The 25,735-nt window shown below is 36.9% G+C and carries 22 protein-coding genes; 15 read left to right on the forward strand and 7 right to left on the reverse strand.

Features of this window, described 5'->3' with window-relative positions:
• The first annotated feature begins 79 nt into the window (after nt 1-79).
• The 5 genes from VBZ51_RS07485 to VBZ51_RS07505 all read left to right on the forward strand — a co-directional run bounded on the left by VBZ51_RS07485 (nt 80) and on the right by VBZ51_RS07505 (nt 6,924).
• Nucleotides 80-562 carry a transcriptional regulator gene (locus VBZ51_RS07485; protein ID WP_340156841.1) on the forward strand — a complete coding sequence of 161 codons (483 nt, stop codon included), beginning with the start codon at nt 80-82 and terminating at the stop codon, nt 560-562.
• Nucleotides 563-656: 94 nt separating this feature from the next.
• On the forward strand, nt 657-1,742 hold the full coding sequence (locus VBZ51_RS07490) for an efflux RND transporter periplasmic adaptor subunit (protein ID WP_416576528.1): 1,086 nt from the start codon (nt 657-659) through the stop codon (nt 1,740-1,742).
• A gap of 35 nt (nt 1,743-1,777) precedes the next feature.
• Nucleotides 1,778-4,915, forward strand: a complete 3,138-nt coding sequence (locus VBZ51_RS07495; protein ID WP_416576529.1) for an efflux RND transporter permease subunit — start codon at nt 1,778-1,780, stop codon at nt 4,913-4,915.
• Between the two features lie 15 nt (nt 4,916-4,930).
• The gene (locus tag VBZ51_RS07500) at nt 4,931-6,334 is read left to right on the forward strand and encodes a TolC family protein (RefSeq protein ID WP_058104753.1); all 1,404 of its coding nucleotides are present in this window, start codon (nt 4,931-4,933) and stop codon (nt 6,332-6,334) included.
• A gap of 17 nt (nt 6,335-6,351) precedes the next feature.
• The gene (locus VBZ51_RS07505) at nt 6,352-6,924 is read left to right on the forward strand and encodes a TetR/AcrR family transcriptional regulator (RefSeq protein ID WP_058104752.1); all 573 of its coding nucleotides are present in this window, start codon (nt 6,352-6,354) and stop codon (nt 6,922-6,924) included.
• Between the two features lie 8 nt (nt 6,925-6,932).
• On the opposite strand, the gene VBZ51_RS07510 is transcribed toward VBZ51_RS07505, so the two are convergent.
• Together VBZ51_RS07510 and VBZ51_RS07515 are read right to left on the reverse strand one after the other, a co-directional pair.
• Entirely contained in the window at nt 6,933-7,430 is a 498-nt protein-coding gene (locus VBZ51_RS07510) for a YciI family protein (RefSeq protein WP_074670552.1), read from the reverse strand.
• Nucleotides 7,424-7,891, reverse strand: coding sequence for a CYTH domain-containing protein (locus VBZ51_RS07515; RefSeq protein ID WP_340156837.1), 468 nt, complete (start codon nt 7,889-7,891; stop codon nt 7,424-7,426). Before VBZ51_RS07515 ends, VBZ51_RS07510 begins: the two co-directional genes overlap by 7 nt.
• Nucleotides 7,892-7,943: 52 nt before the next feature.
• Between VBZ51_RS07515 and dinB the strand changes: the two genes are divergently transcribed.
• From dinB to VBZ51_RS07545, 6 genes are all read left to right on the forward strand, one after another.
• Nucleotides 7,944-9,047 carry a DNA polymerase IV gene (gene dinB, locus VBZ51_RS07520; protein WP_416576530.1) on the forward strand — a complete coding sequence of 368 codons (1,104 nt, stop codon included), beginning with the start codon at nt 7,944-7,946 and terminating at the stop codon, nt 9,045-9,047.
• A gap of 108 nt (nt 9,048-9,155) precedes the next feature.
• A complete protein-coding gene (locus VBZ51_RS07525) occupies nt 9,156-9,575 on the forward strand; it encodes a hypothetical protein (protein ID WP_416576531.1) in 420 nt (139 codons plus the stop codon).
• Between the two features lie 153 nt (nt 9,576-9,728).
• On the forward strand, nt 9,729-10,814 hold the full coding sequence (locus tag VBZ51_RS07530) for an efflux RND transporter periplasmic adaptor subunit (protein WP_416576532.1): 1,086 nt from the start codon (nt 9,729-9,731) through the stop codon (nt 10,812-10,814).
• 16 nt (nt 10,815-10,830) lie between these two features.
• Nucleotides 10,831-14,073, forward strand: coding sequence for an efflux RND transporter permease subunit (locus VBZ51_RS07535; protein WP_058104746.1), 3,243 nt, complete (start codon nt 10,831-10,833; stop codon nt 14,071-14,073).
• A complete protein-coding gene (locus VBZ51_RS07540) occupies nt 14,066-15,514 on the forward strand; it encodes a TolC family protein (protein ID WP_416576533.1) in 1,449 nt (482 codons plus the stop codon). Before VBZ51_RS07535 ends, VBZ51_RS07540 begins: the two co-directional genes overlap by 8 nt.
• A gap of 263 nt (nt 15,515-15,777) precedes the next feature.
• Nucleotides 15,778-16,302, forward strand: a complete 525-nt coding sequence (locus VBZ51_RS07545) for a PAS domain-containing protein (protein WP_305521937.1) — start codon at nt 15,778-15,780, stop codon at nt 16,300-16,302.
• Nucleotides 16,303-16,371: 69 nt separating this feature from the next.
• Here VBZ51_RS07545 and pyk read toward each other — a convergent pair whose 3' ends face one another.
• The 5 genes from pyk to VBZ51_RS07570 form a co-directional block, all read right to left on the reverse strand.
• Nucleotides 16,372-17,814, reverse strand: a complete 1,443-nt coding sequence (gene pyk, locus VBZ51_RS07550) for a pyruvate kinase (RefSeq protein WP_058104743.1) — start codon at nt 17,812-17,814, stop codon at nt 16,372-16,374.
• A 2-nt stretch (nt 17,815-17,816) separates the two neighbouring features.
• Nucleotides 17,817-18,281 carry an IPExxxVDY family protein gene (locus VBZ51_RS07555; protein ID WP_058104742.1) on the reverse strand — a complete coding sequence of 155 codons (465 nt, stop codon included), beginning with the start codon at nt 18,279-18,281 and terminating at the stop codon, nt 17,817-17,819.
• Nucleotides 18,282-18,396: 115 nt separating this feature from the next.
• The gene (gene rnc / locus VBZ51_RS07560; protein WP_416576534.1) at nt 18,397-19,131 is read right to left on the reverse strand and encodes a ribonuclease III; all 735 of its coding nucleotides are present in this window, start codon (nt 19,129-19,131) and stop codon (nt 18,397-18,399) included.
• An 8-nt stretch (nt 19,132-19,139) separates the two neighbouring features.
• A complete protein-coding gene (gene fabF / locus VBZ51_RS07565; protein WP_099190754.1) occupies nt 19,140-20,390 on the reverse strand; it encodes a beta-ketoacyl-ACP synthase II in 1,251 nt (416 codons plus the stop codon).
• Between the two features lie 107 nt (nt 20,391-20,497).
• Nucleotides 20,498-20,731, reverse strand: coding sequence for an acyl carrier protein (locus VBZ51_RS07570; RefSeq protein ID WP_008269813.1), 234 nt, complete (start codon nt 20,729-20,731; stop codon nt 20,498-20,500).
• A gap of 289 nt (nt 20,732-21,020) precedes the next feature.
• On the opposite strand from VBZ51_RS07570, the gene VBZ51_RS07575 reads away from it, so the two are divergent.
• The 4 genes from VBZ51_RS07575 to VBZ51_RS07590 all read left to right on the forward strand — a co-directional run bounded on the left by VBZ51_RS07575 (nt 21,021) and on the right by VBZ51_RS07590 (nt 25,217).
• Nucleotides 21,021-21,596 carry a phosphoribosylglycinamide formyltransferase gene (locus VBZ51_RS07575; protein ID WP_416576535.1) on the forward strand — a complete coding sequence of 192 codons (576 nt, stop codon included), beginning with the start codon at nt 21,021-21,023 and terminating at the stop codon, nt 21,594-21,596.
• Nucleotides 21,596-22,231 (forward strand): viroplasmin family protein, encoded by a 636-nt coding sequence (locus VBZ51_RS07580; RefSeq protein ID WP_416576536.1) that lies wholly within the window; start codon nt 21,596-21,598, stop codon nt 22,229-22,231. The genes VBZ51_RS07575 and VBZ51_RS07580 overlap by 1 nt, the downstream gene beginning before the upstream one ends.
• Nucleotides 22,232-22,345: 114 nt before the next feature.
• Nucleotides 22,346-23,272: a PfkB family carbohydrate kinase gene (locus VBZ51_RS07585; RefSeq protein ID WP_058104737.1), complete on the forward strand. Its 927-nt coding sequence runs from the start codon at nt 22,346-22,348 to the stop codon at nt 23,270-23,272.
• Nucleotides 23,273-23,318: 46 nt separating this feature from the next.
• Complete coding sequence (locus tag VBZ51_RS07590) at nt 23,319-25,217, forward strand: amidophosphoribosyltransferase (protein ID WP_074670574.1); 1,899 nt, start codon at nt 23,319-23,321, stop codon at nt 25,215-25,217.
• Nucleotides 25,218-25,735 lie beyond the last annotated feature (518 nt).

Genomic DNA, 25,735 nt, shown 5'->3' on the forward strand with positions numbered 1-25,735 from the left:
TAATTTTAACACTTTTTAAGTTCTTTTGGTTTCTTTATTACCGAACTAATCATACCTTTGTGCTTTCAAATTAAGAATGATGAACAAAGAACAAAGCAAACAAGTGTTAATTGAGGAGTTAGGAGTATACTTTGAGACAGAGTATGACCTACCCCCACTTGCTGCCAGAATATTTGCAAATCTTGTGGTAACCGATGAAGATGGATTAACGTTTGATGATTGCCTTGAAAAAAGAGGTGCTAGTAAAAGCTCCATATCTACTTCATTGAACCTTTTACAACAAATAGGCTTTATTAACTATTTTACTAAATCTGGTGATCGCAAACGTTATTTTAAAGTTTCAGAAAAAGATGCATTCTTTAGTAACAAATTAAAACAATCATTAAAAAAATTAGAAACTGAATGCAAAATGATTGATAAAGTCGCTGAATATAACAAAGAGCACAACATTACAAAATATGAGGAAAACAAAGAAAAAAAAGAAATTTACCTTAACTGTTTAGAAGAAACTAGAAAGATTTTTAAAAAAACCATTAATGATCTTAAAAAATTAGATGACTAATTTTTTTATTTAATTAGTTCGTTTATTACCGAACTTACAGAATTAACAAAACCTTAACACTCAAAAACAATTATACAAACAACAACTATCTATCATGAAAAAATTATCGATTATAGGAATATTAAGTTCAGTTTTACTATTGAGCTCTTGCTTTGGTTCATCTGAGCAACCGGCACAAAGTGCTACGGCACCACCGCCACCTAGTTTAAAAGTAGCGTCTCTCAGCCCCGAAACAATAACCGTTTACAACGAATTTTCAACCACCTTAGAAGGAAAGCAAAATGTTGAAATATGGCCAAAAGTATCGGGATTTGTACAAGAAGTCTATGTTGAAGAAGGGCAGAAGATAAAAAAAGGACAATTACTTTTTAAATTAGAAACCCAAACCTTAAACCAAGATGCCAATGCTGCCAAGGCTTCTGTTAACGTAGCACAAGTAGAAGTAAATAAATTGAAGCCTCTTGTTGAAAAGAACATTATCAGTGAAGTTCAATTAGAAACGGCAAAAGCCCAATTGGCTCAAGCAAAAGCCAACTATGAAAGTGTAGCTTCAAATATTGGCTATTCTAGAATAACCAGTCCTGTTGACGGTTATATTGGTGAAATTCCATTTAAAGTAGGTGCATTGGTCAGCTCTAATATGACCCAGCCTTTGACTACAGTTTCTGATATTAGTGAGGTACGTGCATACTTTTCCTTAAATGAAAAAGAGCTTTTGAAGCTTAAGGAGTCTATGCCTAAAAATGAGAAGAACCAAATGGACCTTAGCCAAGCTCCTAAAGTATCTTTAATTATGATCAACGGCGAAGAATATCCCGAAGAAGGAAAAATTGCAATGATCAATAACATTATTAATAGTTCAACGGGCAGTGTTACGGCTAGAGCGGATTTTGACAATAAAAACAACATGCTAAGCAGTGGTAGTACCGGTAAAATTAAATTACCCACAGTTTATGAAGATGCATTTGAAATACCACAATCTGCTACCATAGATTTACAGGGTAAAAAACTAGTTTACCTTCTTAAGGATGATAACACAGTAACCACACAACCGTTGAACATTATTGCAAATACGCAGCATGGTTTTATCATTAAAAACGGATTGGAACCAGGAACACAAATTGTTCTTGAAGGTGTTACAAAAATTAAAGACGGTATGACCATTTCTCCGGTTAAATAAACATCCGCTATTTCATAATACATAAATAAAGAACAATGTTTCAAAAATTTATTGATCGGCCCGTACTATCTACGGTTATATCGATTATTATAGTAATTCTAGGTGTCTTAGGTTTAAGTACCTTACCTATTGAGGAATATCCAGAAATTGCACCGCCAACAGTACAGGTAACCAGTACTTACACAGGTGCCAACGCAGAGACCGTACTAAAAAGTGTAGTAGTACCATTAGAAGAACAGATAAACGGTGTGGAAGACATGCTGTATATGACCTCTAATGCCAGTAACGATGGTAGTGCCACCATAAATGTCTACTTTAAATTAGGAACCGATCCAGATATTGCGGCGGTTAACGTTCAAAATAGAGTAGCTAGGGCAAATAGTGTATTACCACAAGCTGTAATACAAACAGGTGTAATTACACAAAAGTCACAAACAAGTGCACTACTGTTCTTTTCATTATTCTCAGAAAATGATAATTATGATGCTACGTTCGTAGAAAACTATGCTCGTATTAACCTAGTACCTAAGCTTCAACGTATAGAGGGTGTGGGTAACGTAACGGTTTTTGGTGCCAAAGATTATTCTATGCGTATTTGGCTAGACCCAGCTAAGATGGCCGCCTATAAGCTTATGCCATCTGATATTCAAGCAGCCTTAAACGAACAAAACCTTGAAGCAGCAACTGGTAAAATCGGTGAAAATGCGGATGGTGTTTATGAATATGTTCTTAAATATAAAGGTAGACTTTCTGAAGAAGCAGAATATGAGGACATCATTATTAGAGCTCAAGAAAACGGACAGTTTTTACGCTTAAAAGATGTTGCAGAGGTAGAATTAGGAGCATTTAATTACGGTACCAAAAATGAAGGTATGGGTAACCCTGGAACAGCAGTTGGAGTTTTTCAGACTTCTGGGTCAAATGCAAACGAAATTATTGACCAAATACAGTCTATATTACAAGAGAGTCAACCAGATTTTCCTGACGGTTTAGATTATGTAATTCCATATAACACAAAAGACTTCTTAAGTGCCTCAATAGAGCACGTAGTACAAACCTTAATTGAAGCTTTTTTACTTGTATTCTTGGTTGTATTCTTGTTCTTACAGGATTTCAGATCCACCTTAATTCCGGCAATTGCGGTACCTGTGGCCATTATAGGAACATTCTTCTTCCTATCCCTATTTGGGTATTCTATTAACATGTTGACCTTGTTCGCTATGATTTTGGCTATTGGTATTGTTGTAGATGATGCCATTGTAGTCGTAGAGGCGGTTCATGCTAAAATGGAGGAAGGTGCCACCAATGCAAAAACGGCAACGAAATCTGCGATGTCCGAAATATCCGGTGCCATTATTTCCATTACTTTGGTAATGTCAGCAGTATTTATTCCGGTATCATTCATTAGTGGTTCTTCTGGGGTATTCTACCAACAATTTGGTATTACATTGGCCATCGCCATATTAATTTCAGCAGTTAACGCTTTGACTTTGAGTCCGGCATTAGCAGCACTGTTCTTAAAACCACACAATCCATCAGAAGAACATAAAAAAGGATTGAAGGAGCGTTTCTTTACAGCCTTTAACACCGGTTTTGACACTATAACCGACAAATATGTAGGATCCGTAAAAGTATTTGCCAAAAATAAATGGCTTACCATTGGTAGTTTAGTAGTATTCACGGTATTAACCATTTTCATGTTTAAGACCACACCTACCGGGTTTATACCAAATGAGGATAAAGGAATCATTTTTGCCGATGTTACTATGCCACCTGGTACTACATTGGAAGAAACACAAAAAACCGTTAAGCAATTAGATTCTATTTATGAATCAATGGATATTGTTAAAGCAAGAATGAACATTACCGGTTTTAGTATATTAAACAGTGTTAACGGGGGTTCTTACGGCTTCTCTGTAATTCGTTTACAAGATTGGGAAGAAAGAACAGAACCTTCACAAACTGTAGAGGCTACCATTGGCCAATTGTTTGCTAAAACGGCAGGGTTAAAAAATGCCCGTATCTTTTTCTTTACACCTCCAGCGGTTAGAGGTTTTGGTAACTCGGCCGGTTTTGAGCTGAATCTACAGAATAAAGATGCAGAAGATTGGCAGTCTATTGGTCAAACGACCAATGAGTTTTTGGCAGCTTTAAATGCACGTCCGGAAGTTCAATATGCTATTACTTCCTTTAACCCTAATTTCCCTCAATACGAGCTGCAAGTAGATATTGAAAAAACCAAGTCTGCAGGTTTAGCAGTAACCGATGTATTCAATGCTATGCAAGGATATTATGGAGGACTGTATACTACCGACTTTAATAAGTTTGGTAAGCAATATCGTGTCATGATACAGGCGAAACCCGAAGATAGGGCGAATGAGGAGTCACTGAACCACATCTTTGTGACCAATGCCAATGGAGAATCTGTTGCGGTGTCTCAATTTGTAACGCTACAAAAAATATATGGTCCTGAAATTGTTAGTAGATTCAACTTACTGAATTCTGTAAAGATTAACGGTGCCATGAACCCAGGTTATAGTACCGGTGATGCCATTACCGCTATAGAAGAAGTGTCTGCTCAGGTATTACCCAATAATTACACCTATGAATACTCCGGACTTACCAAAGAAGAGAATAGCGCTGGTAGTCAAACCATCATCATATTTATATTGAGTTTGGTATTCGTGTATTTCTTGTTAAGTGCACAGTATGAGTCTTATATACTGCCATTCTCCATTTTATTATCGCTTCCGGTAGGTATTGCAGGTGCCATTGGGTTTGTTAGCCTGTTTGGACTAGAAAACAATATTTATTTTCAAATTGCATTGATCATGTTGATCGGTCTGCTATCTAAAAATGCCATTCTAATAGTTGAGTTTGCGCTTCAGCGTAGAAAGCACGGCATGTCAATAATGGAATCTGCCATTGATGGTGCAAAAGCAAGGCTTAGACCAATTTTAATGACATCCTTTGCTTTTATCCTTGGTCTTTTACCATTGGCACTATCCAGTGGAATAGGCGCAGTAGGTAACAGGTCTATTGGTATGAGTGCCGTTGGCGGTATGTTGATCGGTACCATTTTCGGTGTATTCGTAATACCTGCACTATACGTCATTTTCCAATCTATTCAAGAAAGATTTACCGGTGCTCCAAAAGAAGCCATAGAAAAATAAAGAACTATAGAAATCATGAATAAAATAATAGCAAATAAACTTATACTGGTAGCCATACTGCCACTGTTATTACAGTCTTGCTTTACGGCAAAAACGTATGAACGCCCTAGTGTAGAAACAGAGAATCTGTACAGAACAGATAATCTGCCACAAGACAGTATTTCTTTTGCCTCAGTGTCTTACAAGGATCTTTTTACAGATACTTACCTAAGAACTTATATTGAAAGAGGTTTACAGAACAATTTAGATATAAGAATTGCACTGCAGAACATTGCGGCCGCAGAGGCTTACGTGAAACAAGGCAAGGCTGGTTATTTACCTACCTTGAACGGTGCCGCAAGTGCTACAAGAACCGCTAGAACTAGTGAGAACGGACAATTCGGTAGCTTTTTTACGCAACCTTTTAACCAATTTGAAACCTCTGGAACATTGTCTTGGGAGGCAGATATTTGGGGAAAGATCAGAAGTACAAAAAGGGCCAGTGATGCAAGTTACTTACAGACTGTTGCCGCTCATAGGGTGGTAAAGACAAGTCTGGTATCACAAATAGCAACTACCTACTATCAATTATTGGCTTTGGACAAACAAATTTCAGTTACCGAAGAAACTATTGAAACCCGCTCTAAAAGTTTAGAGACCATTACAGCCTTAAAAGAAGCCGGGCAAGAAAACCAGGTAGGCGTAGACCAAACAGCAGCGCAATTATATAGTGCACAAAGTCAATTATTGGATCTTAAAAATGCTCTTTACAAAACAGAAAACACTTTAAGTATTCTTTTAAGTGAGGCACCACAAGATTATGACCGTGGAACTTTAGATGATCAAAAATTATCTGCCAACATGCAACTTGGTGTACCTGCACTTTTATTACGTAACAGACCAGACATTATGCAGGCGGAATACGGATTGGTAAATAGTTTTGAATTGACCAATGTTGCCAGAAGTAACTTTTATCCATCCATTACCCTATCCGCACAAGGTGGATTTCAAAGCTTAGAATTGGATAATTGGATAGATTCCAGCTCTATTTTCGCAAATTTAGTAGGCGGTCTAACCCAACCTATTTTCAATGGCAGAAAAGTAAGAACTGCCTATGAAGTAGCAAAAGCACAACAAGAGCAATCGCTATTAAGCTTTAAACAATCGCTTTTGGTTGCCGGAAAAGAAGTGTCCGAAGCCTTATATGACTACAATATATCTGTTGAAAAAGAGGCTTTTGTAAGCAAGCAAGTTGTTGCTTTGAAAAGAGCTGAAGATAATTCTGAAGAGTTATTGAACAGTGGCTACCTTACGTATTTGGACCTATTAACGGCAAGAGAAAACTCTTTGAACGCAGAACTAAGTTTAGTGGACAACAAACTTGATCAATTGTCTGCTACGGTAGAATTGTATCGTTCCCTTGGCGGCGGATGGCAATAAATCTTTGCTTATAAAAAATGCAGAAAAAAACTGAATATATAGAACAGGCATTACTGCTTTTCTCTAAATATGGATGCAAAAGGGTCGGAATGGATGATGTGGCTGAGACCCTTGGCATCTCTAAAAAAACATTATATGAAGTTTTTGAAAATAAGAATAATCTAGTTCAGGAAAGTGTTTCTCTTTTGCTTAATCGTACCCATGATAAAATAAGCAGGTTTATTCAAATTTCTGACCAAGAGCCAAATCCGTTTAATAATATCATTCATATTTATAATGTAGGACTTAAGGAACTTAGAAACCTGAGTCCTACATTTTTTTATAGTTTAAAAAAATATTATCCCCAGTCCTATATTCTTTACGAAAATTTTACCCAAGCCGTTGTTTGGACCTATGTATTAGATTTGCTTGAAGTGGCAAAGAACAAAGGCCTTTTAAAAGATAATATTAATCTTAAGCTCATATGCGAGCTATTTCTCATTCGAATAAATGAGGTTATATTGCCAAATAGAGACTTTTTTGATAGCTACAGTACAGAGGAACTACTGGAACACTTAATTATGGTACCCTTACATGGTATCAAAAAATAAAATGTGAATTACCGAAGTCCAAAACCTTTGGCCGCCCACCACGGGTGAATTTCTATTTTTAATCTACCCGCTTTTACCATGGGATCTGCGTTGGCCAAACTATCGGCAATTTCCATACTTGGTGTATTGTAAATGGTTATTCCCCTTATATCGCCATCATCACCAAATGGCCCAGAAATATCCGCATAGCCCAATTCATACATTTTACCCAAGTGTGCCATATGTAGCATTTGCAAACTATCCGCTACAGCTTTTGGCTGATCACGGTTTGGACCACTTTTTAAAAAAGCAATATAATACTCCTGCATAAGTACCGTGTCTTTGGTTTTCTCATCTACATAATCAAAAATCTGAAAACCCTTCTCTGTTAGTTCTGTTTTCAACTGTGCCGCCGATTTCTTTTCCTCATTGGGCACGTTAGGGCTTAATTCTACTTTCTTTTGATTACATGCCAAAATGAGCATCAATACCAGTATGCCAAAAAAAAGATTCTTACTTCCTACCATAGATTAAAAGGTGTTTTACTTAATTGGGAGTTATAATATTTTACCTCACCGGTGACCTCTACCCCCAACCAAGCTGGTTTTTCAAATAATTCATTCTCATCGTTCAATTCAATTTCAGCTACTGTCAACCCTTCATTTTCATCACGGAATTCATCTACCTCATACACATGGTTCCCTACCGGCACTTCATATCTATATTTATCTAAAATTCCTTTTTCACACAACTTCAACAGACTTTCGGCATCTACTACAGAAATTTCCTTTTCCCATTCAAACCTAGATGTACCTGAAGCATTGGATTTCCCCTTTACGGTAATAAAGCCTAAATCTCCCTTTATTCTAATTCTAACCGTTCTGTTGGGGTCTGTATTTAAAAAGCCTTGTACTATTCTAGTTTTAGACCTTGCTTCAGATTTATAATCCTCTGATCCTACCAAAAATTTACGCTCTATTTCTAACATATGAATGGGTAAAACTACTATTCATAAACTAAGATAAGTCTTAAATTTGCTTATGCCCAATGAAATGCCTCTTCGAAAAATTATTCATGTTGATATGGATGCCTTTTATGCGTCCGTAGAAGAGTTAGACAACCCAGATTTAAAGGGCAAGCCCTTGGCCGTTGGTGGTAGTGAGAAAAGAGGCGTGGTATCGGCAGCTAATTATGAAGCCCGTAAGTTTGGTGTGCGTAGTGCTATGAGCGGATTTCAAGCTAGAAAAAACTGTCCTCACCTTACTTTTGTAAAACCCCGGTTTGATCGTTATAAAGAAATCTCAAAACAAATACGGGCCATTTTCTTTGAATACACAGATTTGGTAGAACCATTGTCGCTTGATGAAGCATACCTAGATGTAACCATAAATAAAAAAGGAAACCCTTCTGCCACTATGCTTGCCACAGAAATCCGACAACGTATTCTAGAAAAGACAGGCTTAAATGCATCCGCAGGAATTTCGATCAATAAATTTATAGCCAAAGTAGCAAGTGATATCAATAAACCTAACGGACAAAAAACGGTTAATCCAGAAGAGGTAATTCCGTTTTTAGAAAATTTAGATATACGCAAGTTTTATGGCGTTGGTAAGGTTACTGCAGAAAAAATGTATAAGCTGGGCATTTTTACGGGCAAGGACTTAAAATCAAAATCCTTTGAATTTCTTGCCGAAAATTTTGGCAAAAGCGGTCCATACTATTATCATGTAGTACGTGGCATTCATAATAGTGAAGTTAAACCGCACCGCATACCAAAATCTGTTGGAGCGGAACGTACATTCAACGAAAACCTTAGTAGCGAGGTTTTTATGCTTGAAAGGTTAGAGCATATTGCTCAAGAACTAGAAAGAAGACTAACGAAATCTAAGGTAGCAGGAAAAACTATTACGCTTAAAATAAAATATAGCGATTTCACTTTAAACACCAGAAGTAAAACTATGCCCTATTTTATTGCGGACAAAGACCTCATTTTAGAAACGGCTAAAGATCTTCTCTATCAAGAGGAGTTACAAAACTCTGTTCGACTATTAGGCATCTCCTTATCCAATTTAAATACAGAAGATAAGAAAACTAAAAAAGTTGATGATAAATCGATTTTAGTGCAATTAAAGTTTGATTTTTAATTATTCACCCCATTTTTTAGCCTTTTGACCAATAATTGAAAATGTTAACAAAAATTAACGGCTTTTAGTTGTACAGCAACTATAGCTAGAATAATTTTGGCTCCTTAAATGAAAAAGAGTTTTTTAAAATTTCTTCTTTCCATCTGTATACTACTAACTGGTATATACAGCCCTCTATACGGTAACTACAATATAGAGCATACCTCTTTTCAAAACATTCAGCAATTTCAACATGCTATAGGCAATACCCAAGAAACGGTTGCTTTACACAAAACTGTTCTTAAAAACTCATTTGGCAACCTGGATAAGGTAATGGCAATTGAGGCCATTGAAATTGAAGAAGAAGAAAGTAAACAATCTCATTTTCAAAAAGATGTAGCGCATCAACATGCTTCTGCTTCATTTTATTTATTAGCTGTTTTATTCTTATTCAGCTATTTTACAAATAGCAGCACACTACAAAAGCTATTTACTTTTCTACCCATAGCAAATAGGCGCTTTGTCCTATATCAGGTATTTCGTATTTAAAATTTCTTCAGGTCAAGTCTCTATTTGACCCAAAACACGTCTACATTTTTTTAGCAGCAGCCAATTTTAGGATGTAATCATCTTCTGCTTTAAGAATTGTGCGTGTCTCCACATATTCACATTTTATTTTCCAATCAATTAAATATTATACTTATGACCAAGAGCGTACTCCTGATCGCTACCGCATGCACTTTGTTCATTGTGGCAAGCTGTAATTCTAAAAAAGAAAAAAAAGAAGAGCACACCAAATTCTTAATTACCAGTCCAATTAAAAAAGACACTTCTATTACCAAAGATTATGTATGTCAAATACATTCATTTAAACACATTGAACTTAGGGCCCTTGAAAAAGGATATTTGAACGAAATTCATGTAGACGAAGGACAGATAGTGAAAAAAGGGCAAAAAATGTTCAATATAATGCCCAACATTTATGAAGCAGATTTACAAAAAGCAAAGGCAGAGGCTAAAGTTGCCGAAATAGAACTACAAAACACCCAACTTTTAGCTGATGGAAATGTGGTTTCTGAAAACGAATTATCCATGGCAAAAGCCAATTTTGATAAGGCCAACGCAGAAGTTTCTCTCGCACAGACCCATTTAGGCTTTACCAATATTCGAGCTCCTTTTGATGGTATCATGGACCATTTACATGTTAGGGAAGGTAGCCTTTTAGACGAGGGAGAACTACTTACCACCTTATCCGATAATTCTAAAATGTGGGTCTATTTCAATGTACCTGAGGCGGAGTATCTAGACTATATCATGAGTACGGACAAAGACTCTAAAAAAGAGGTTCAACTATTAATGGCCAACAATAAAAGGTTCAACCAAACTGGAATTGTTGAAACTATTGAAGGAGAATTCAATAATGAAACCGGTAACATTGCTTTTAGGGCCACTTTCCCTAACCCAGATCAGATTTTAAGACACGGTGAAACCGGTAGCGTACTCATGACCATTCCTTTCAATGACGCTTTGATCATACCACAAAAAGCAACTTTTGAGATATTGGACAAACGCTATGTCTTTGTTCTTGATAATGATAATGTTGTTCACCAAACCGAAATTTCGGTTGCCGCTGAATTACCTCACCTTTTTGTAGTCAACAAAGGTCTTCAACCTAAAGACAGAATTTTGGTAGATGGTATCAGAATGGTTAAAAACAATGAAAAGATTGAAACCCTATTTGCCGAACCTACCGAGGTAATGTCAAAATTGGCCGTTTACGCCGAATAACCAAAAAACAAAGAACATGTTCAGTAAGTTTATAAAAAGACCGGTATTGGCTATCGTCATATCGGTAATCATAGTATTCGTAGGGTTGCTCTCCATAAAGCAATTACCTATTTCACAGTTCCCGGATATTGCGCCCACCACGGTCAATATCTTTATAGCCTACCCGGGCTCTAGTGCAGACGTACTGGTAAAATCAACGCTTATTCCATTAGAAACCGCAATTAATGGTGTACAAGATATGCGCTATATTGCTTCTGATGCTACAAGTGCCGGTGAAGGTACCATCCGTATCATCTTTGAGCCTGGCACAGACCCTGATCAAGCAGTTGTGAGGGTCAAAACAAGAGTGGATCAAGTAATGCCGTTATTACCAGAACTGGTACAACGTGAAGGTGTTATCATTACTCCTGTACAGCCAAGTATGCTTATGTACGTAAACCTGTATAGTGACAATGCAGATGATCACGAGCTGTTTCTATACAACTATGCATACACCAAAATGATTCCTGAAATTCAAAGAATAGATGGTATTGCAAGTGCACAGATCTTAGGTAGCCGTAAGTTTGCAATGCGCGTATGGTTAAAGCCTGATCGTATGCGTGCCTATAATATTTCTGCCGAAGAAATTCTTGAGGCTATGGAAGAGCAAAGTATTTTGGCACGTCCCGGTAGAATTGGGCAAAGTTCCGGCAAAACCTCACAGTCCTTGGAATATGTTCTCATGTACCAAGATAGGTATGATGAACCTCAACAATACAAGGACATTATTCTTAAAGCAAATGCCGAAGGCGAAATTTTAACGCTTGGTGATGTAGCAGACGTGGAGCTTGGTAGCGAATTTTTTGATATCTACTCCAATCTAGATGGAAAACCATCAGCATCTATAGTATTGAAACAAACTTTTGGTAGTAATGCCAGTGATGTTATCGATGAAGTAAAATCCAAGTTGAACGAACTTAAAAAAGACCTTCCCACGGGTCTGGATTACAAAATTAGTTATGACGTTTCCAACTTTTTAAATGCATCCATAGAACAAGTAATACACACACTACGAGATGCCTTTATTCTGGTTGCCATAGTTGTATTTCTCTTTTTGGGCGATTGGCGCTCTACCTTAATTCCCATTATTGCCGTACCCGTTTCCTTGATCGGGGCATTTTTTATTATGCAGTTATTTGGACTCTCCATTAACCTAATTACCCTTTTTGCATTGGTACTGGCCATTGGTATTGTGGTTGATGATGCTATAGTAGTGGTTGAAGCCGTACATGCCAAAATGGAAGAAACCCATGTGGGACCTTATGAAGCCGTAAAATTAGTAGTCAACGAAATAGGGGGTGCCATAATAGCCATTACTTTGGTAATGGTTTCGGTGTTCATTCCTATTGCTTTTATGACGGGACCTGTTGGGGTTTTCTACCGTCAGTTTTCTATAACCATGGCCGGCTCAATAATTCTATCGGCTATTGTAGCCCTAACCTTAACACCTGTGCTCTGTGCCATGATTCTTAAAAACAACCATGGTAAACAACGTAAAAAAACAATTGTAGATAAATTCATTGATTGGTTTAATAGAGGTTTTGAAAAACTTACGGGTAGGTATGGTAACATCCTTAATAAAATTGTTGCAAGAAGAGTATTGACCTTTGGTATTCTGGGTGCTTTTTGTGTCGCCATATTTTTCACCAACAAAAGTTTACCTGCTGGTTTTATTCCAAATGAGGATCAAGGTATGATCTATGCCATTATACAAACACCACCAGGTTCTACCTTAGAACGTACTAATGATGTAGCCCATAAATTACAGCAAATCTGTGAAGAGACTGAAGGTGTGGAGTCCGCCTCTTCATTGGCTGGTTATGAAATCATGACCGAAGGGCGTGGATCAAATGCCGGTACGGTGTTGATCAACCTTAAACCCTGGAGCCAGCGTCATCATTCCGTTCATGAAATCATGGAAGAGCTAGAGGAAGAAACCAAAGATCTAGGTGCGGTAATTGAATACTTTGAACCACCTGCGGTACCCGGTTTTGGATCCTCTGGCGGATTCTCCATGCGTCTTTTAGATAAAACGGACGGAACCGATTATCACGAATTTGAAAAAATCAACAATGATTTTATGGAAGCGTTGTCTAAACGGGATGAGCTTACCGGACTGTTTACTTTTTACTCTGCCAATTACCCCCAATATGAATTAAAAATCAACAATAAGATTGCCATGCAAAAAGGGGTTTCCATAGATAAGGCTATGGAAAACCTGAATATATTAATTGGTAGTACCTATGAACAAGGTTTTATTCGCTTTGGTAGATTTTTCAAGGTGTACACCCAAGCTGCTCCTGAATACAGGGCGTTACCATCTGACCTAGAAAAACTGTTCGTAAAGAACGAAGAGGGAGAAATGGTTCCATATTCCGCCTTTATGTCCATGGAAAAGAGACTGGGACCAAATGAGATCACCAGATATAATTTATACAATTCTGCTTCTATAAGAGGGCTTCCCGCTAGCGGTTATACCAGTGGTGATGCTATACAAGCTATTAACGAAGTTGCAGAGCAAACCTTACCTAGAGGCTTTGATGTGGCTTGGGAAGGTCTGTCATATGATGAGGCGCAAAGAGGAAATGAATCGCTCTACATTTTTATGGTGGTATTGATCTTCGTATACTTTGTTCTAGCGGCCCAGTATGAAAGTTTCCTACTTCCGTTCGCCATCATTCTATCACTACCGGTAGGTGTTCTTGGGTCTTTCTTTATGCTAAAGGCAATGGGACTAGCAAATGATGTTTATGCACAAATCGGACTCATTATGCTTGTTGGCCTACTGGGTAAAAATGCCGTGCTTATCGTTGAATTCGCAGTTCAAAAAAGAAGACAGGGGAGCACTATTCTAGAAGCGGCCATTGAAGGTGCAAAGGTGCGTTTTAGACCTATTCTAATGACTTCCTTTGCTTTTATAGCTGGACTAATTCCTTTGGTTATTGCACATGGCGCAGGGGCAATAGGCAATAGAACCATTGGTGGGTCGGCAATGGGCGGTATGCTTATGGGTACATTAATAGGTGTACTTATTATCCCTGGCCTGTATTACATTTTCGCAAAAATGGCAGATGGTCGTGGACTTATTAAAGGGGAGTCGGACGAACCCGTATCGGAAGAGTTTATGAGACTAAGCGAAGGTGAAAGTAAAACACGCCAAAAGCTTCGCGAATTAAAGCAAATGATTAAAAAACTAACCAAAAAAGAAGATAATGATTAAGATAAACAATACCATAAAGCATGGTAAGATCCTATTGCTATTTTTAATACTAATGGGTCTCTTCTATTCTTGTGTGCCCACAAAGCAATTAAAATCGGCAAATACGGACTTACCTTCAAGTTTTAATGGTTTGCCCGTAGACACTTTAAATATTGCTCAATTAAAATGGAGCCATTTCTTTGAAGATGAGCATCTTATTGCATTGATAGATACCGCCTTGGCAAATAACCAAGAGTTGCGCATTATGATGCAACAAATTGATGTTGCCCAGAACGAAGTGAAGGCAAGAAAAGGAGAATATTTGCCTTTTATAAATTATGGTGCCGGAGCTGAAGTAGAAAAAGTTGGCGAATATACCCGTAACGGTGCTGTTGAAAAAAACTTGGATATCAGGGAAGGCGAAGAATTTCCTGAGCCTTTAACAGATTACTCCGCCGGTCTATTTGCTACCTGGGAATTGGATGTTTGGAAAAAACTACGCAATTCCAAAAAGGCCGCCACCTTAGAATACCTATCTACTATTGAAGGCAAAAACTTTATGGTTACCAGGTTAATTGCGGAAATAGCCCAATCATATTACGAATTGATCGCATTGGATAATCAATTGACAATCATTGAGCAAAATCTAGAATTACAAGGTAATGCCTTAACTATGGTCCGGCTACAAAAGCAAGCAGCTAGAGCTACCGAATTAGCGGTAAAAAGATTTGAGGCAGAAGTAGCTAAAAACAAAAGCCACAAATTTGAAGTTCTCCAAGAAATTGTTGAAATGGAAAATAAGCTGAATTTTTTGATAGGTAGACAACCACAGCATATTGCCCGTAATTCCGATGATTTTATAGCAACGGCAATAAATACTATTGATGCCGGTATACCATCACAGTTGCTTTTAAATAGACCGGATATTAGGCAAGCGGAATTTGAACTGGAAGCGGCAAAATTGAATATAAAGGTTGCTAGGGCAAATTTTTATCCTTCAATAGGATTGAAGGCTGGCGTTGGGCTACAGGCATTTAAACCAAAATACCTGACAAATACCCCAGAATCTTTGATTTATAGCGCCGTTGGAGATATTGTAGGTCCTTTGATCAATAGAAATGCCATTAAAGCAGATTACAATACAGCAAATTCCAAACAAATACAGGCAGTCTATGAATATGAAAAAGCTGTTTTAGGCGGTTATATTGAAGTTGTAAATATGCTTTCTAAAATTGAAAATCTTAAGCAGAGTTATATGCTGAAAGAGGACCAAGTAGAAGCTTTGACCGCTTCGATCGATTTGTCTACTCGGCTGTTTCAATCTGCAAGGATAGAATATATTGAAGTATTGTTGACACAACGTGAAGCATTGGAATCTAAAATGGAATTGATCGAAACCAAAAAAGATCAGTTACTTGCAAAAATAAATGTATACCAAGCTCTTGGTGGCGGGTGGAACTAGCAATACTCTTGTTGAAAACTTAGCATATAAGTCCCCAAAAGTGATAGCACACTATTGGGGATTTCTATAAAACCACCAATTTTCAACAAATTTTGGCCATGGGGTGTTCAACCTTTTAAAGATCTATTGCCCAATTATCAAGGATTACTTAAACATTTATAGTAAACCATTATTAAAGTTATTCCCGTAGCAAGTATTTTTCATAGCTTTAACTTCCAAAAACCATGAAAAAATATAGATATTTTTAATCTAAACTATACAAGATGATGGAATTAAGAGATTATGATAATGCACATATCAAGTTTAGAAATAGCTTAAAATTCACCATGTTACCCATTCTTTCTTGGGATTTTTATGCTTCTAATTATGAGGAGATCAAAAACCTTGATGAAGATTATAACTCATTGTTATCTTTAGTTTCTACTAATTCTTGGAATATTGATACAAGCATTTTAGATAGAAAATTAAGAACAGAGAAAAACATTGTTGTTGTAACAGATACTCACCTAAACATTGTTTTTGCCACAAAGAACATGTGGAACATGAGCCAATATAGACCTGATGAAATAGTAGGTAAGAACCCTAAAATGTTTCAAGGCGACTTAACTTCTAATTCTACATTAAAAATAGTTTCAAAAGCAGTAAAAGAAAAAAATCCTTTTGAAGTTACTGTTGTCAATTATAGAAAAGACGGTACTACCTACAATTGTAAAATACAAGGAGAACCCGTTTTTGACCATAATGGCAAGGTGGTTAATTTTATAGCCTTTGAAAAAGAAGTTGCTTAACACATAAACAAAAAGCATAAAAAAAGGACCGCTAGTTAGCGGTCCTTTTTTATTATGAAAATGGATTCATTAGATATCCTTGGATTCAATTTCAGTAACCCTTAAGGTATTTACCATTCCTTTTTCTTTAATAGGCATGGCCGCAAGACTAATTACCATATCTCCAACCTGTAAATGCCCTTTATTAAAAGCAATGTGGTTAACATCTTCTATGGTATCATCCGTTGATACGAATTTATCATAATAGAATGCTTTAACACCCCACAATAGATTCAGTTGCGTTAAAATTCTCTTATTAGATGTAAATACTAAAATGTAAGCACTAGGTCTCCATGCAGAAATCTGAAAAGCGGTATATCCACTATTGGTCAATGTAGAAATTGCTTTAGCCTTGATATCATTGGCCATTAAGGCTGCATGATAGCATATAGATTTTGTGATAAATCTTTTAGTACGAATGTGTGGAGGATTTTGTGGTACCTGAATTAAATCTGAACCTTCAACGCTCTCTAAAATGCTAGACATCTTTTCAATTACCTGTACCGGGTAATTACCCACCGATGTTTCTCCAGATAACATTACCGCATCTGCACCATCCATTACCGAGTTGGCAACGTCATTTACCTCTGCTCTTGTTGGTGTAAGACTTGTAATCATAGTTTCCATCATTTGAGTGGCTATAATTACAGGTATTCTGGCCTTTTTAGCACGCAACACCAATTGCTTTTGAATTAATGGAACCTCCTGTGCAGGAACTTCAACACCTAAATCTCCACGAGCAACCATTAAACCGTCACAGTATGCAACGATCTTATCTATATTCTCAACAGCTTCCGGCTTTTCTATTTTTGCAATAATCGGAATTTTATGATCAGAATGTTTGTTGATGATATTCTGTAGATCAATAAGGTCTTGACTGAATCTCACAAAAGAAAGTGCGATCCAATCTACTTCCAATGAAATTGCAAATTCCGCATCCTTAATATCTTTTTTGGTAAGTGCAGGTAAAGAAATATTGGTATTGGGCAAGTTTACCCCTTTCTTGGATTTTAAAGGTCCGCCTTGAATTACTTTGGCCAAAACTTCGTCTTCACCATTGGTCTTTACAACCTCGAACATTAATTTACCGTCATCCAATAAAATACGCTCCCCAGCTTTAACATCTCTAGGAAACTCCTTGTAATTCATGTAAACACGTTCTGCACTACCTTCAAAAGGCTCACCTGTTACAAATGTTATCTCATCACCAGGGCTCACTACAACGTCACCTGCCATTACGCCTACACGCAATTTAGGGCCTTGTAAATCCGCTAAAATAGAAGTGTTGGTTTCCATTTCGGCATTTAACTCACGTATCATATTTACACGCTCCTTAACATCTTCATAATCAGCATGTGAAAAGTTTATCCTGAATACATCTACTCCAGCATCAATCATGCTCCTGAGCACCTCTTTCTTGCTAGTTGCAGGACCCAGGGTCGCTACAATTTTCGTCTTTTTTACAGTTGGCATATTTAAAAAATTAGATTGTTCTTTGATTTTAGTTTCTCTGTACTTATTTCATACGCTGCCATAATTCTTGGCAACGATTGTATGTTCTTAATAATAGAATTTATATCTAAATCCTTATCCGTTTCAATCTTTAGAAGATAATCAACATCTTTATACTCAGGAAGTAACCTTGGCGTCTTAAATGTTGTTTCGTTCTTAAATAAATCGTCATGTACAATGCTTTCTTTTTCACTGCTATGGTTGGCAATCAACACCCAGTACATATCATTATACTCGTCATCCCATTCAAAGATTGGAAACGATTTATTTTCAGCAAGATTAAAATTCTTTTTTGCCCTTACAAATTTTGCCTTCATACTTTGGTTTAAACCGTAGGCCAAAGCAAAATCTTCTAAGGTAGTGTGTAAAGCTATAAGGCTAAAGGATTCATCGTAAAAATCATCATTTATTTTAATAGTTGCAGCCATAACTCAACAAAAGGGTAAATATAGAACTTCTAAGCTATAATGCCTAGTTTCATAAATTGATAAAAACACTCTAAAAGTTATTAAAATGTTAGCATTTTACCTTTTGGTAAAATGATCAGCTATCCATTTTATCCTGCAGTGCAAAAAATGCCCTTTTAGCTGCTCTTTCTTCCGCTTTTTTCTTTGAGGTGGCTCTTGCTTTTGAAACTACATCTCCCCCAATGGAGAGTTTAACGGCAAAATGTTTTAAAGGATCATTTCCGGTATCTTCATAAACATCAAAATCAAAAGACTTCTTTTGTTTCTGACACCATTCGATCACCAAACTCTTATAACTAATGACCCGGCCTTCTAACTGTTCTATATCTACGTAAGGTTCTACCACCCTTTTTTGAATGAACTTTTCACAGTATTTATAACCGCGATCTAAATAAATGGCACCTACCAATGCTTCAAAAACATTGCCGTGTATGTTCTGCCCAAAATGGGATTTAGGTATTCTACTCTGTACAAAATCTATTAATTTCAAGTCTTTACCCAACTCATTTAAATGCTCTCTACTTACTATTTTAGATCGCATTTTAGTAAGGTAGCCTTCATCCCCTGCAGGTACCTCGCTGTATAAATGTTTAGATATTATGGTACCTAGCATTGAATCTCCCAAAAACTCTAGGCGCTCATAATTCATTGCATTACCCTTATCATCCTTTTTGTTCATTGACCTATGAAGAAAGGCCTTTTTATAAATAGATAAGGTTTTAGGTTTGAAACCTAAAATTTTGGTAATTCCCCAAAAAAAATCCCCATCCTCTTTAGGATGGGAATTAAATAAGTTCGTGGGAAAAGGCATATAAAAAATTAATCAATTTTCTTAAAAACTACACATGCATTATGCCCACCAAAACCAAATGTATTGCTCATTGCAACTTTAACATCTCGTTTTTGTGCCTTGTTCAACGTTAAGTTTAAACTAGGATCTATATTCTCATCTACCGTAGTATGGTTTATGGTAGGTGGTACCATACCATGCTCCATGGCCAATATTGAAGCAATTGCTTCAATAGCACCCGCAGCACCTAACAAATGACCGGTCATTGACTTGGTAGAGTTAATGTTTATGTCTTTAGCATGCTCCCCAAATACTTGAGTAATCGCTTTCAATTCTGCCACATCTCCCAAAGGGGTAGATGTACCGTGAGTGTTTATAGCGTCTACATCTTCTATGGACAAGCCTGCATCCCTTAGACAATTTTCCATTACCCTAACTACCCCTATTCCATCTGGATGTGGCGCGGTCATATGGTAAGCATCACTTGACATACCTCCACCGGCAACTTCTGCATAGATTTTTGCTCCTCTGGCAACGGCATGCTCATACTCTTCAAGAACCAAGGCTCCTGCACCTTCACCTAGAACAAAACCATCCCTGGTTGCATCAAAAGGTCTTGAAGCTGTTTCAGGACTATCGTTTCTTGTTGATAATGCGTGCATTGCACCAAAACCGCCCATACCTGCAATAGTTACTGCCGCTTCACTACCTCCTGTCACAATGACGTCACAATGACCCAATCGTATATAGTTCAAGGCATCTATCATTGCATTTGCCGATGATGCACAAGCGGAAACGGTAGTGTAATTAGGTCCCATAAAACCATGCTTAATGGATATGTTCCCCGGGGCAATATCAGCGATCATTTTTGGAATAAAGAACGGATTGAATCTTGGTGTACCATCTCCGTTGGCAAAATTCATTACCTCGTTCTGAAAAGTTTCCAAACCTCCAATACCCGCTCCCCAAATAACGCCTACGCGAAATTTGTCGATTTTCTCTAAATCTAATTTAGAATCACGAATAGCTTCATCTGAAGATACAAGTGCGTACTGCGCAAATCTATCCAGCTTACGGCCTTCTTTTCTATCAAAGTGATCTTCTGTCTTGTAATTCTTAAGCTCACAAGCGAATTTTACTTTGAATTTTTCTGTATCGTAATAAGTAATGGGCGCTGATCCACTTTTACCGTTTACCAAAGCATCCCAATACTCTTCAATATTATTACCTATTGGGGTAAGTGCCCCCAAACCTGTAACTACAACTCGCTTTAACTGCATTTAACTTTGTATTTGTTTAAATCTAAACCAAGCGTAAATTAAAAAAAATTATCCATGCGGAGCATTTACCACATGGATAATTTGAATTCTATTTAAGAAAACATGTTTTACTTAGCTTCTTCTATATAGCTGATGGCTTGACCAACAGTTGCGATATTCTCAGCTTGATCGTCTGGAATTTGAATATCAAATTCTTTTTCGAACTCCATTATCAACTCTACCGTGTCTAATGAATCTGCGCCTAAATCGTTAGTAAAGCTAGCCTCGGTTACCACTTCGTTCTCATCAACTCCTAATTTATCAACGATGATAGCTTTAACTCTTGATGCAATGTCTGACATAATAATATTTGTTTTAAAAATTTAAATTGAAGGCAAAAATAAAAAACTTTGGTTTAATTACACTAATTGTCGTTAAAATGTATGGTAATTTAATAAAATTAAAGACATGTGCTGTAATTTTACCGTATTAATATTTTGTTTCGGTAACGTTGATAAAAGGTATTGAAAAGTAGTGAGGTATTAGAACTATTCTATTTAATCGTTTTTTTCTAAATTCTGACAAGCTTTAAATTTGCTTTATTTGCCAAACTTAATTTCATTGTTCGTTATCTTATAAAGACCCTTTCTATTGAAAACCAAGAAAATTATACTTTTTGCCTCAGGTTCTGGATCCAATGTTGAAAACATCGCCAATTATTTTAAGCTTCGCAAAGATGTTACTATATGCTGCGTACTTACTAACAAAAGCGATGCCAAAGTCATTGAGCGTTGTAACAGACTTGGAATCAACGCCTTGTTTTTTAATAGGCAAGCATTTTCAAAGAGTAATTTTATTCTAGAAATGCTACGATCACTAGAACCGGACCTAATAGTGTTGGCCGGCTTTCTATGGAAAATACCCGAAGCCATTACCAATGCCTTCCCCAATAAAATTATAAACATACATCCTGCCCTACTACCAAAATACGGCGGTAAAGGTATGTATGGTATGCATGTTCATAATGCCGTAAAAGAGGCTAAAGAGACGGAAACCGGTATTACCATCCATTACGTAAATGCACATTATGATGAGGGTGCCACTATACAACAGGTAAAAACTATAGTGAACCCAAAAGATTCGCCCGAGGATATCGCATCAAAAGTACATCTGTTGGAATATGAATTTTTTCCAAAGGTCATAGACGAATTATTATCTAAGCAGTAATGGGCAAAAAGAAAAAGTTCTATGTTGTTTGGAAAGGTAAAAAGCCGGGTATTTATGAAACATGGAAAGAATGTAAAAAATCTATTGACGGCCATGCCGGTGCCGAATACAAATCATTTGAATCTTTTGAGGTAGCCAAAAAGGCATATAATGGCACTTACGCAGATTTCAAGGGAAAGAAAAAAACTGCACCTACTTTATCCAAAGCAGAATTAGAAAGAATTGGGCTACCAAATTATCATTCCATTTCTGTTGATGCTGCTTCTAGTGGCAATCCCGGTATTATGGAATACCAAGGGGTTGATACCAAAACTGGTAAAAAATTATTTAAACAAGGTCCTTTTCCTAATGGAACCAATAATATTGGTGAATTTTTAGCCATTGTCCATGGTTTAGCTTTTCTAAAAAAACATAATAGCGACCGTGTCATTTATACAGATTCTAGAACGGCCATGAGCTGGGTGCGTAAAAAAAAGTGCAACACCAAACTTACACCTAACGCAAAGAACAAAACACTTTTTGAATTTATTGATAGAGCGGTAGATTGGCTGAACAAGAATGAATACAAAACCGTTATCGTCAAATGGGAAACGAAAGCTTGGGGAGAAATCCCTGCAGATTTCGGTAGGAAATAAATGGCAATTTATATCAACAATTCGCCTTTGATAACTATTACAATTTGTATTCGATAAACCGTTTTAATTAGCTTTTCAAAATCGTATATTTGCAGCTTAAATTTTTTCACATTTATGGGCAAGCTTTTAATAGTAGGTACTGTCGCTTTTGATGCAATAGAAACTCCTTTTGGTAAAACGGATAAAATATTGGGCGGCGCAGCTACCTATATTGGCTTAGCGGCATCTCAATTTGATGTTGATTCAGCTATCATTTCTATTGTAGGTGATGACATGCCTAAAGAATATTTAGACCTTTTAACCGATCGCGGTATTGACATTTCTGCCTTGGAAATTGTTGAAGGCGGTAAAACCTTTTACTGGAAAGGAAAATACCACAACGACCTAAATACCAGAGACACCTTAGTAACGGAGTTAAATACTTTAGAGGACTTTAACCCTGTTGTACCGGAAAGTTATAATGATGCAGATGTGGTTATGCTTGGGAACCTTCACCCAATTGTTCAAATGGGTGTAATCAACCAGATGAAAAAGCGACCAAAGTTAATAGTATTGGATACCATGAATTTTTGGATGGACAATGCTTTAGATGATTTAATGAACGTTATTAAACATATAGATGTAATAACTATTAATGATGAAGAGGCAAGACAATTAACCGGTGAATATTCACTCGTTAAGGCAGCGCAAAAGATTTTTACCATGGGACCTAAGTATGTAGTGATCAAAAAAGGAGAGCATGGCGCACTTTTGTTCAATGAAGACCAGATCTTTTTTGCACCAGCGCTACCTTTAGAAGAGGTATTTGATCCTACTGGTGCCGGAGATACCTTTGCCGGTGGTTTTTCAGGCTATTTGGCAGCAAGCGGAGATAGCTCATTTGAGAATATGAAGAAGGCAATTATACACGGTTCTAATCTGGCATCCTTTAGTGTAGAGAAATTTGGAGCGGAAAGAATGTTACAGTTAGACCGAAAAGAAATTAGAGAAAGACTGCATCAATTTAAAAAATTGACCCAGTTTGACATAGAATTACAATAATCCCCTAGCCCCAAAATATTTTGGGGTTTTTTTAATACCAAAAACAATGAGTGACGCAATTAAGCATGAGTGTGGTATTTCTGTAATACGGTTATTAAAACCTTTAGAGTATTACAAGGAAAAGTATGGAACAGCATTTTATGGTGTAAATAAAATGTACTTAATGATGGAAAAACAACATAACCGTGGTCAAGACGGTGCAGGTTTTGCCAGCATTAAATTAGATGTTAAGGCAGGTGAACGTTACATGAGCCGTGTTCGTTCTTGCCAGCAACAGCCTATACAGGACATTTTTGCACAAATAAATGATCGTATCAATACCGAGATGAAAGAGCATCCGGAGTATGAGCATAATGTTGCCTTGCAAAAAAAGAATATACCTTATATAGGTGAACTCCTTTTAGGTCATGTGCGTTACGGTACCTTTGGCAAAAACAGCATTGAGAGTGTTCATCCTTTCTTAAGACAGAACAACTGGATGCACCGTAACTTAATTGTTGCCGGTAATTTTAATATGACCAATGTTCATGAGCTTTTTGACAACCTGGTTCAACTTGGCCAGCATCCTAAAGAGATGGCAGATACCGTTACGGTAATGGAAAAGATAGGTCATTTTCTTGATGATGCCGTTGCTAAACTATATAAGCAGATAAAAAAAGAAGGATACACCAAACAACAAGCTTCGCCTATTATTGCAGAACGTTTAAAGGTATATAAGATATTAAAAAGAGCTGCCAAGAATTTTGATGGTGGTTATGCCATGGCAGGTTTGTTAGGCCATGGTGATGCTTTTGTCTTACGGGATCCTAGTGGTATTAGACCGGCTTATTACTACAGGGATGATGAAGTTGTTGTAGTTGCCTCAGAAAGACCTGCTATACAAACGGTATTCAACGTACCTTATGACGAGGTAAAAGAACTTGACCCTGGTGCCGCCATTATCATTAAAAAGAACGGCACTAGCGCCATTCATCAAATTCAGGAACCTAAAGAACGTAAAGCATGTTCTTTTGAACGTATTTACTTTTCTAGAGGTAGTGATAAGGAGATTTACCAAGAACGTAAAGCTTTAGGTAAATTGGTATTTCCACAGATATTGGAATCTATAAATGAAGATATCAAAAACACTGTCTTCTCTTATATACCGAATACTGCAGAAACTTCTTTTTACGGTATGGTAAAAGAGGCTCAAAACTATTTGAACCAGAAAAAAGAAGAACAAATACTTGCATTAGGGCCTGCAATTACCGGCGAGCAACTTCATGAAATACTAGAGGTACGTCCAAGAATTGAAAAAGTAGCTATTAAAGATGCCAAGCTAAGAACCTTTATTACGCAAGATAGCAGTAGAGATGACCTAGTGGCACATGTATATGACATTTCTTATGGTTCTGTAAAAAAAGGAGACAACCTTGTTATTATAGATGATAGTATTGTAAGGGGTACTACCTTGAAAAAGAGTATTCTTAGAATTTTGGACAGGTTATCTCCAAAGAAAATAATAGTTGTATCATCTGCACCACAGATCCGCTACCCAGATTGTTATGGTATAGATATGGCAAAGCTTGAAGATTTTATTGCCTTTAAAGCAGCCTTGGCGTTGCACGAGGATAACAACTCCATGCATATTGTAGAGGAAATCTACAAAAAATGCTTAACACAAGTAGAGAGCCGTGATCAAGATGTCATTAACTATGTAAAGGATTTCTATGCACCATTCACTGCAAAAGAAATTTCTAAAAAGATCGGAGAGCTGTTGAGTCCAGATGATATCAATGCAGAAGTTTCCATAATATATCAAACCATATCTAGCTTACATGAGGCTTGCCCTAAGAATTTAGGTGATTGGTATTTTACCGGCAACTACCCAACGCCTGGTGGAAATAGAGTTGTAAATAGAGCGTTCATCAACTTCTACGAAGGAAACAACGAACGCGCTTATTAAATAATAATTCGATGAAATGCACACTTTTTATGTATTTCATCGACGAATATAGCATTTTAACGACTGAATAGTCGTTTTGACTTAACCCTGTTTACTTTTAAAGCTACCATAGCATAAGTAGGTTAAGTTCATGGTAAGATTTGGGGCAAAAAAGGTGGAGACTTCTCCGCCTTTTTTATTTTATACAGATTACCATTTTGTAATCCAATTCTTCACAAAGCCCCCTTTAACGTTTTAACGGTACGTTTAACTAGTACTATTTTCAATTGTAGTTAAGCATATTACATTTACAGAACCATAGCATAAGTAGGTTAAGTTCATGGTAAGATTTGGGGAAAAAGGCGGAGCAATGCTCCGTCTTTTTATTTTTGGACCTATTTCATCAAAGCTCTCGTTACCTAAGTATCATTTTCATCTAAAATAGTAGTACAACCTAGGTTTACGACGTACATCGATTAGCTTGCCCAACCACAGTAACATCATCTATATTTACAGAACCATAGCATAAGTAGGTTAAG

The sequence above is a fragment of the Maribacter sp. HS genome, assembly GCF_048059195.1.
Taxonomy (GTDB): domain Bacteria; phylum Bacteroidota; class Bacteroidia; order Flavobacteriales; family Flavobacteriaceae; genus Maribacter; species Maribacter dokdonensis.

Excerpts from the sequence above, each read along its gene's own strand:
- VBZ51_RS07485 (WP_340156841.1), top strand. The coding sequence starts at position 80 with ATGAACAAAGAACAAAGCAAACAAGTGTTAATTGAGGAGTTAGGAGTA.
- VBZ51_RS07490 (WP_416576528.1), top strand. The coding sequence starts at position 657 with ATGAAAAAATTATCGATTATAGGAATATTAAGTTCAGTTTTACTATTG.
- VBZ51_RS07495 (WP_416576529.1), top strand. The coding sequence starts at position 1,778 with ATGTTTCAAAAATTTATTGATCGGCCCGTACTATCTACGGTTATATCG.
- VBZ51_RS07500 (WP_058104753.1), top strand. The coding sequence starts at position 4,931 with ATGAATAAAATAATAGCAAATAAACTTATACTGGTAGCCATACTGCCA.
- VBZ51_RS07505 (WP_058104752.1), top strand. The coding sequence starts at position 6,352 with ATGCAGAAAAAAACTGAATATATAGAACAGGCATTACTGCTTTTCTCT.
- VBZ51_RS07510 (WP_074670552.1), bottom strand. The coding sequence starts at position 7,430 with ATGGTAGGAAGTAAGAATCTTTTTTTTGGCATACTGGTATTGATGCTC.
- VBZ51_RS07515 (WP_340156837.1), bottom strand. The coding sequence starts at position 7,891 with ATGTTAGAAATAGAGCGTAAATTTTTGGTAGGATCAGAGGATTATAAA.
- dinB (WP_416576530.1), top strand. The coding sequence starts at position 7,944 with ATGCCCAATGAAATGCCTCTTCGAAAAATTATTCATGTTGATATGGAT.
- VBZ51_RS07525 (WP_416576531.1), top strand. The coding sequence starts at position 9,156 with ATGAAAAAGAGTTTTTTAAAATTTCTTCTTTCCATCTGTATACTACTA.
- VBZ51_RS07530 (WP_416576532.1), top strand. The coding sequence starts at position 9,729 with ATGACCAAGAGCGTACTCCTGATCGCTACCGCATGCACTTTGTTCATT.
- VBZ51_RS07535 (WP_058104746.1), top strand. The coding sequence starts at position 10,831 with ATGTTCAGTAAGTTTATAAAAAGACCGGTATTGGCTATCGTCATATCG.
- VBZ51_RS07540 (WP_416576533.1), top strand. The coding sequence starts at position 14,066 with ATGATTAAGATAAACAATACCATAAAGCATGGTAAGATCCTATTGCTA.
- VBZ51_RS07545 (WP_305521937.1), top strand. The coding sequence starts at position 15,778 with ATGATGGAATTAAGAGATTATGATAATGCACATATCAAGTTTAGAAAT.
- pyk (WP_058104743.1), bottom strand. The coding sequence starts at position 17,814 with ATGCCAACTGTAAAAAAGACGAAAATTGTAGCGACCCTGGGTCCTGCA.
- VBZ51_RS07555 (WP_058104742.1), bottom strand. The coding sequence starts at position 18,281 with ATGGCTGCAACTATTAAAATAAATGATGATTTTTACGATGAATCCTTT.
- rnc (WP_416576534.1), bottom strand. The coding sequence starts at position 19,131 with ATGCCTTTTCCCACGAACTTATTTAATTCCCATCCTAAAGAGGATGGG.
- fabF (WP_099190754.1), bottom strand. The coding sequence starts at position 20,390 with ATGCAGTTAAAGCGAGTTGTAGTTACAGGTTTGGGGGCACTTACCCCA.
- VBZ51_RS07570 (WP_008269813.1), bottom strand. The coding sequence starts at position 20,731 with ATGTCAGACATTGCATCAAGAGTTAAAGCTATCATCGTTGATAAATTA.
- VBZ51_RS07580 (WP_416576536.1), top strand. The coding sequence starts at position 21,596 with ATGGGCAAAAAGAAAAAGTTCTATGTTGTTTGGAAAGGTAAAAAGCCG.
- VBZ51_RS07585 (WP_058104737.1), top strand. The coding sequence starts at position 22,346 with ATGGGCAAGCTTTTAATAGTAGGTACTGTCGCTTTTGATGCAATAGAA.
- VBZ51_RS07590 (WP_074670574.1), top strand. The coding sequence starts at position 23,319 with ATGAGTGACGCAATTAAGCATGAGTGTGGTATTTCTGTAATACGGTTA.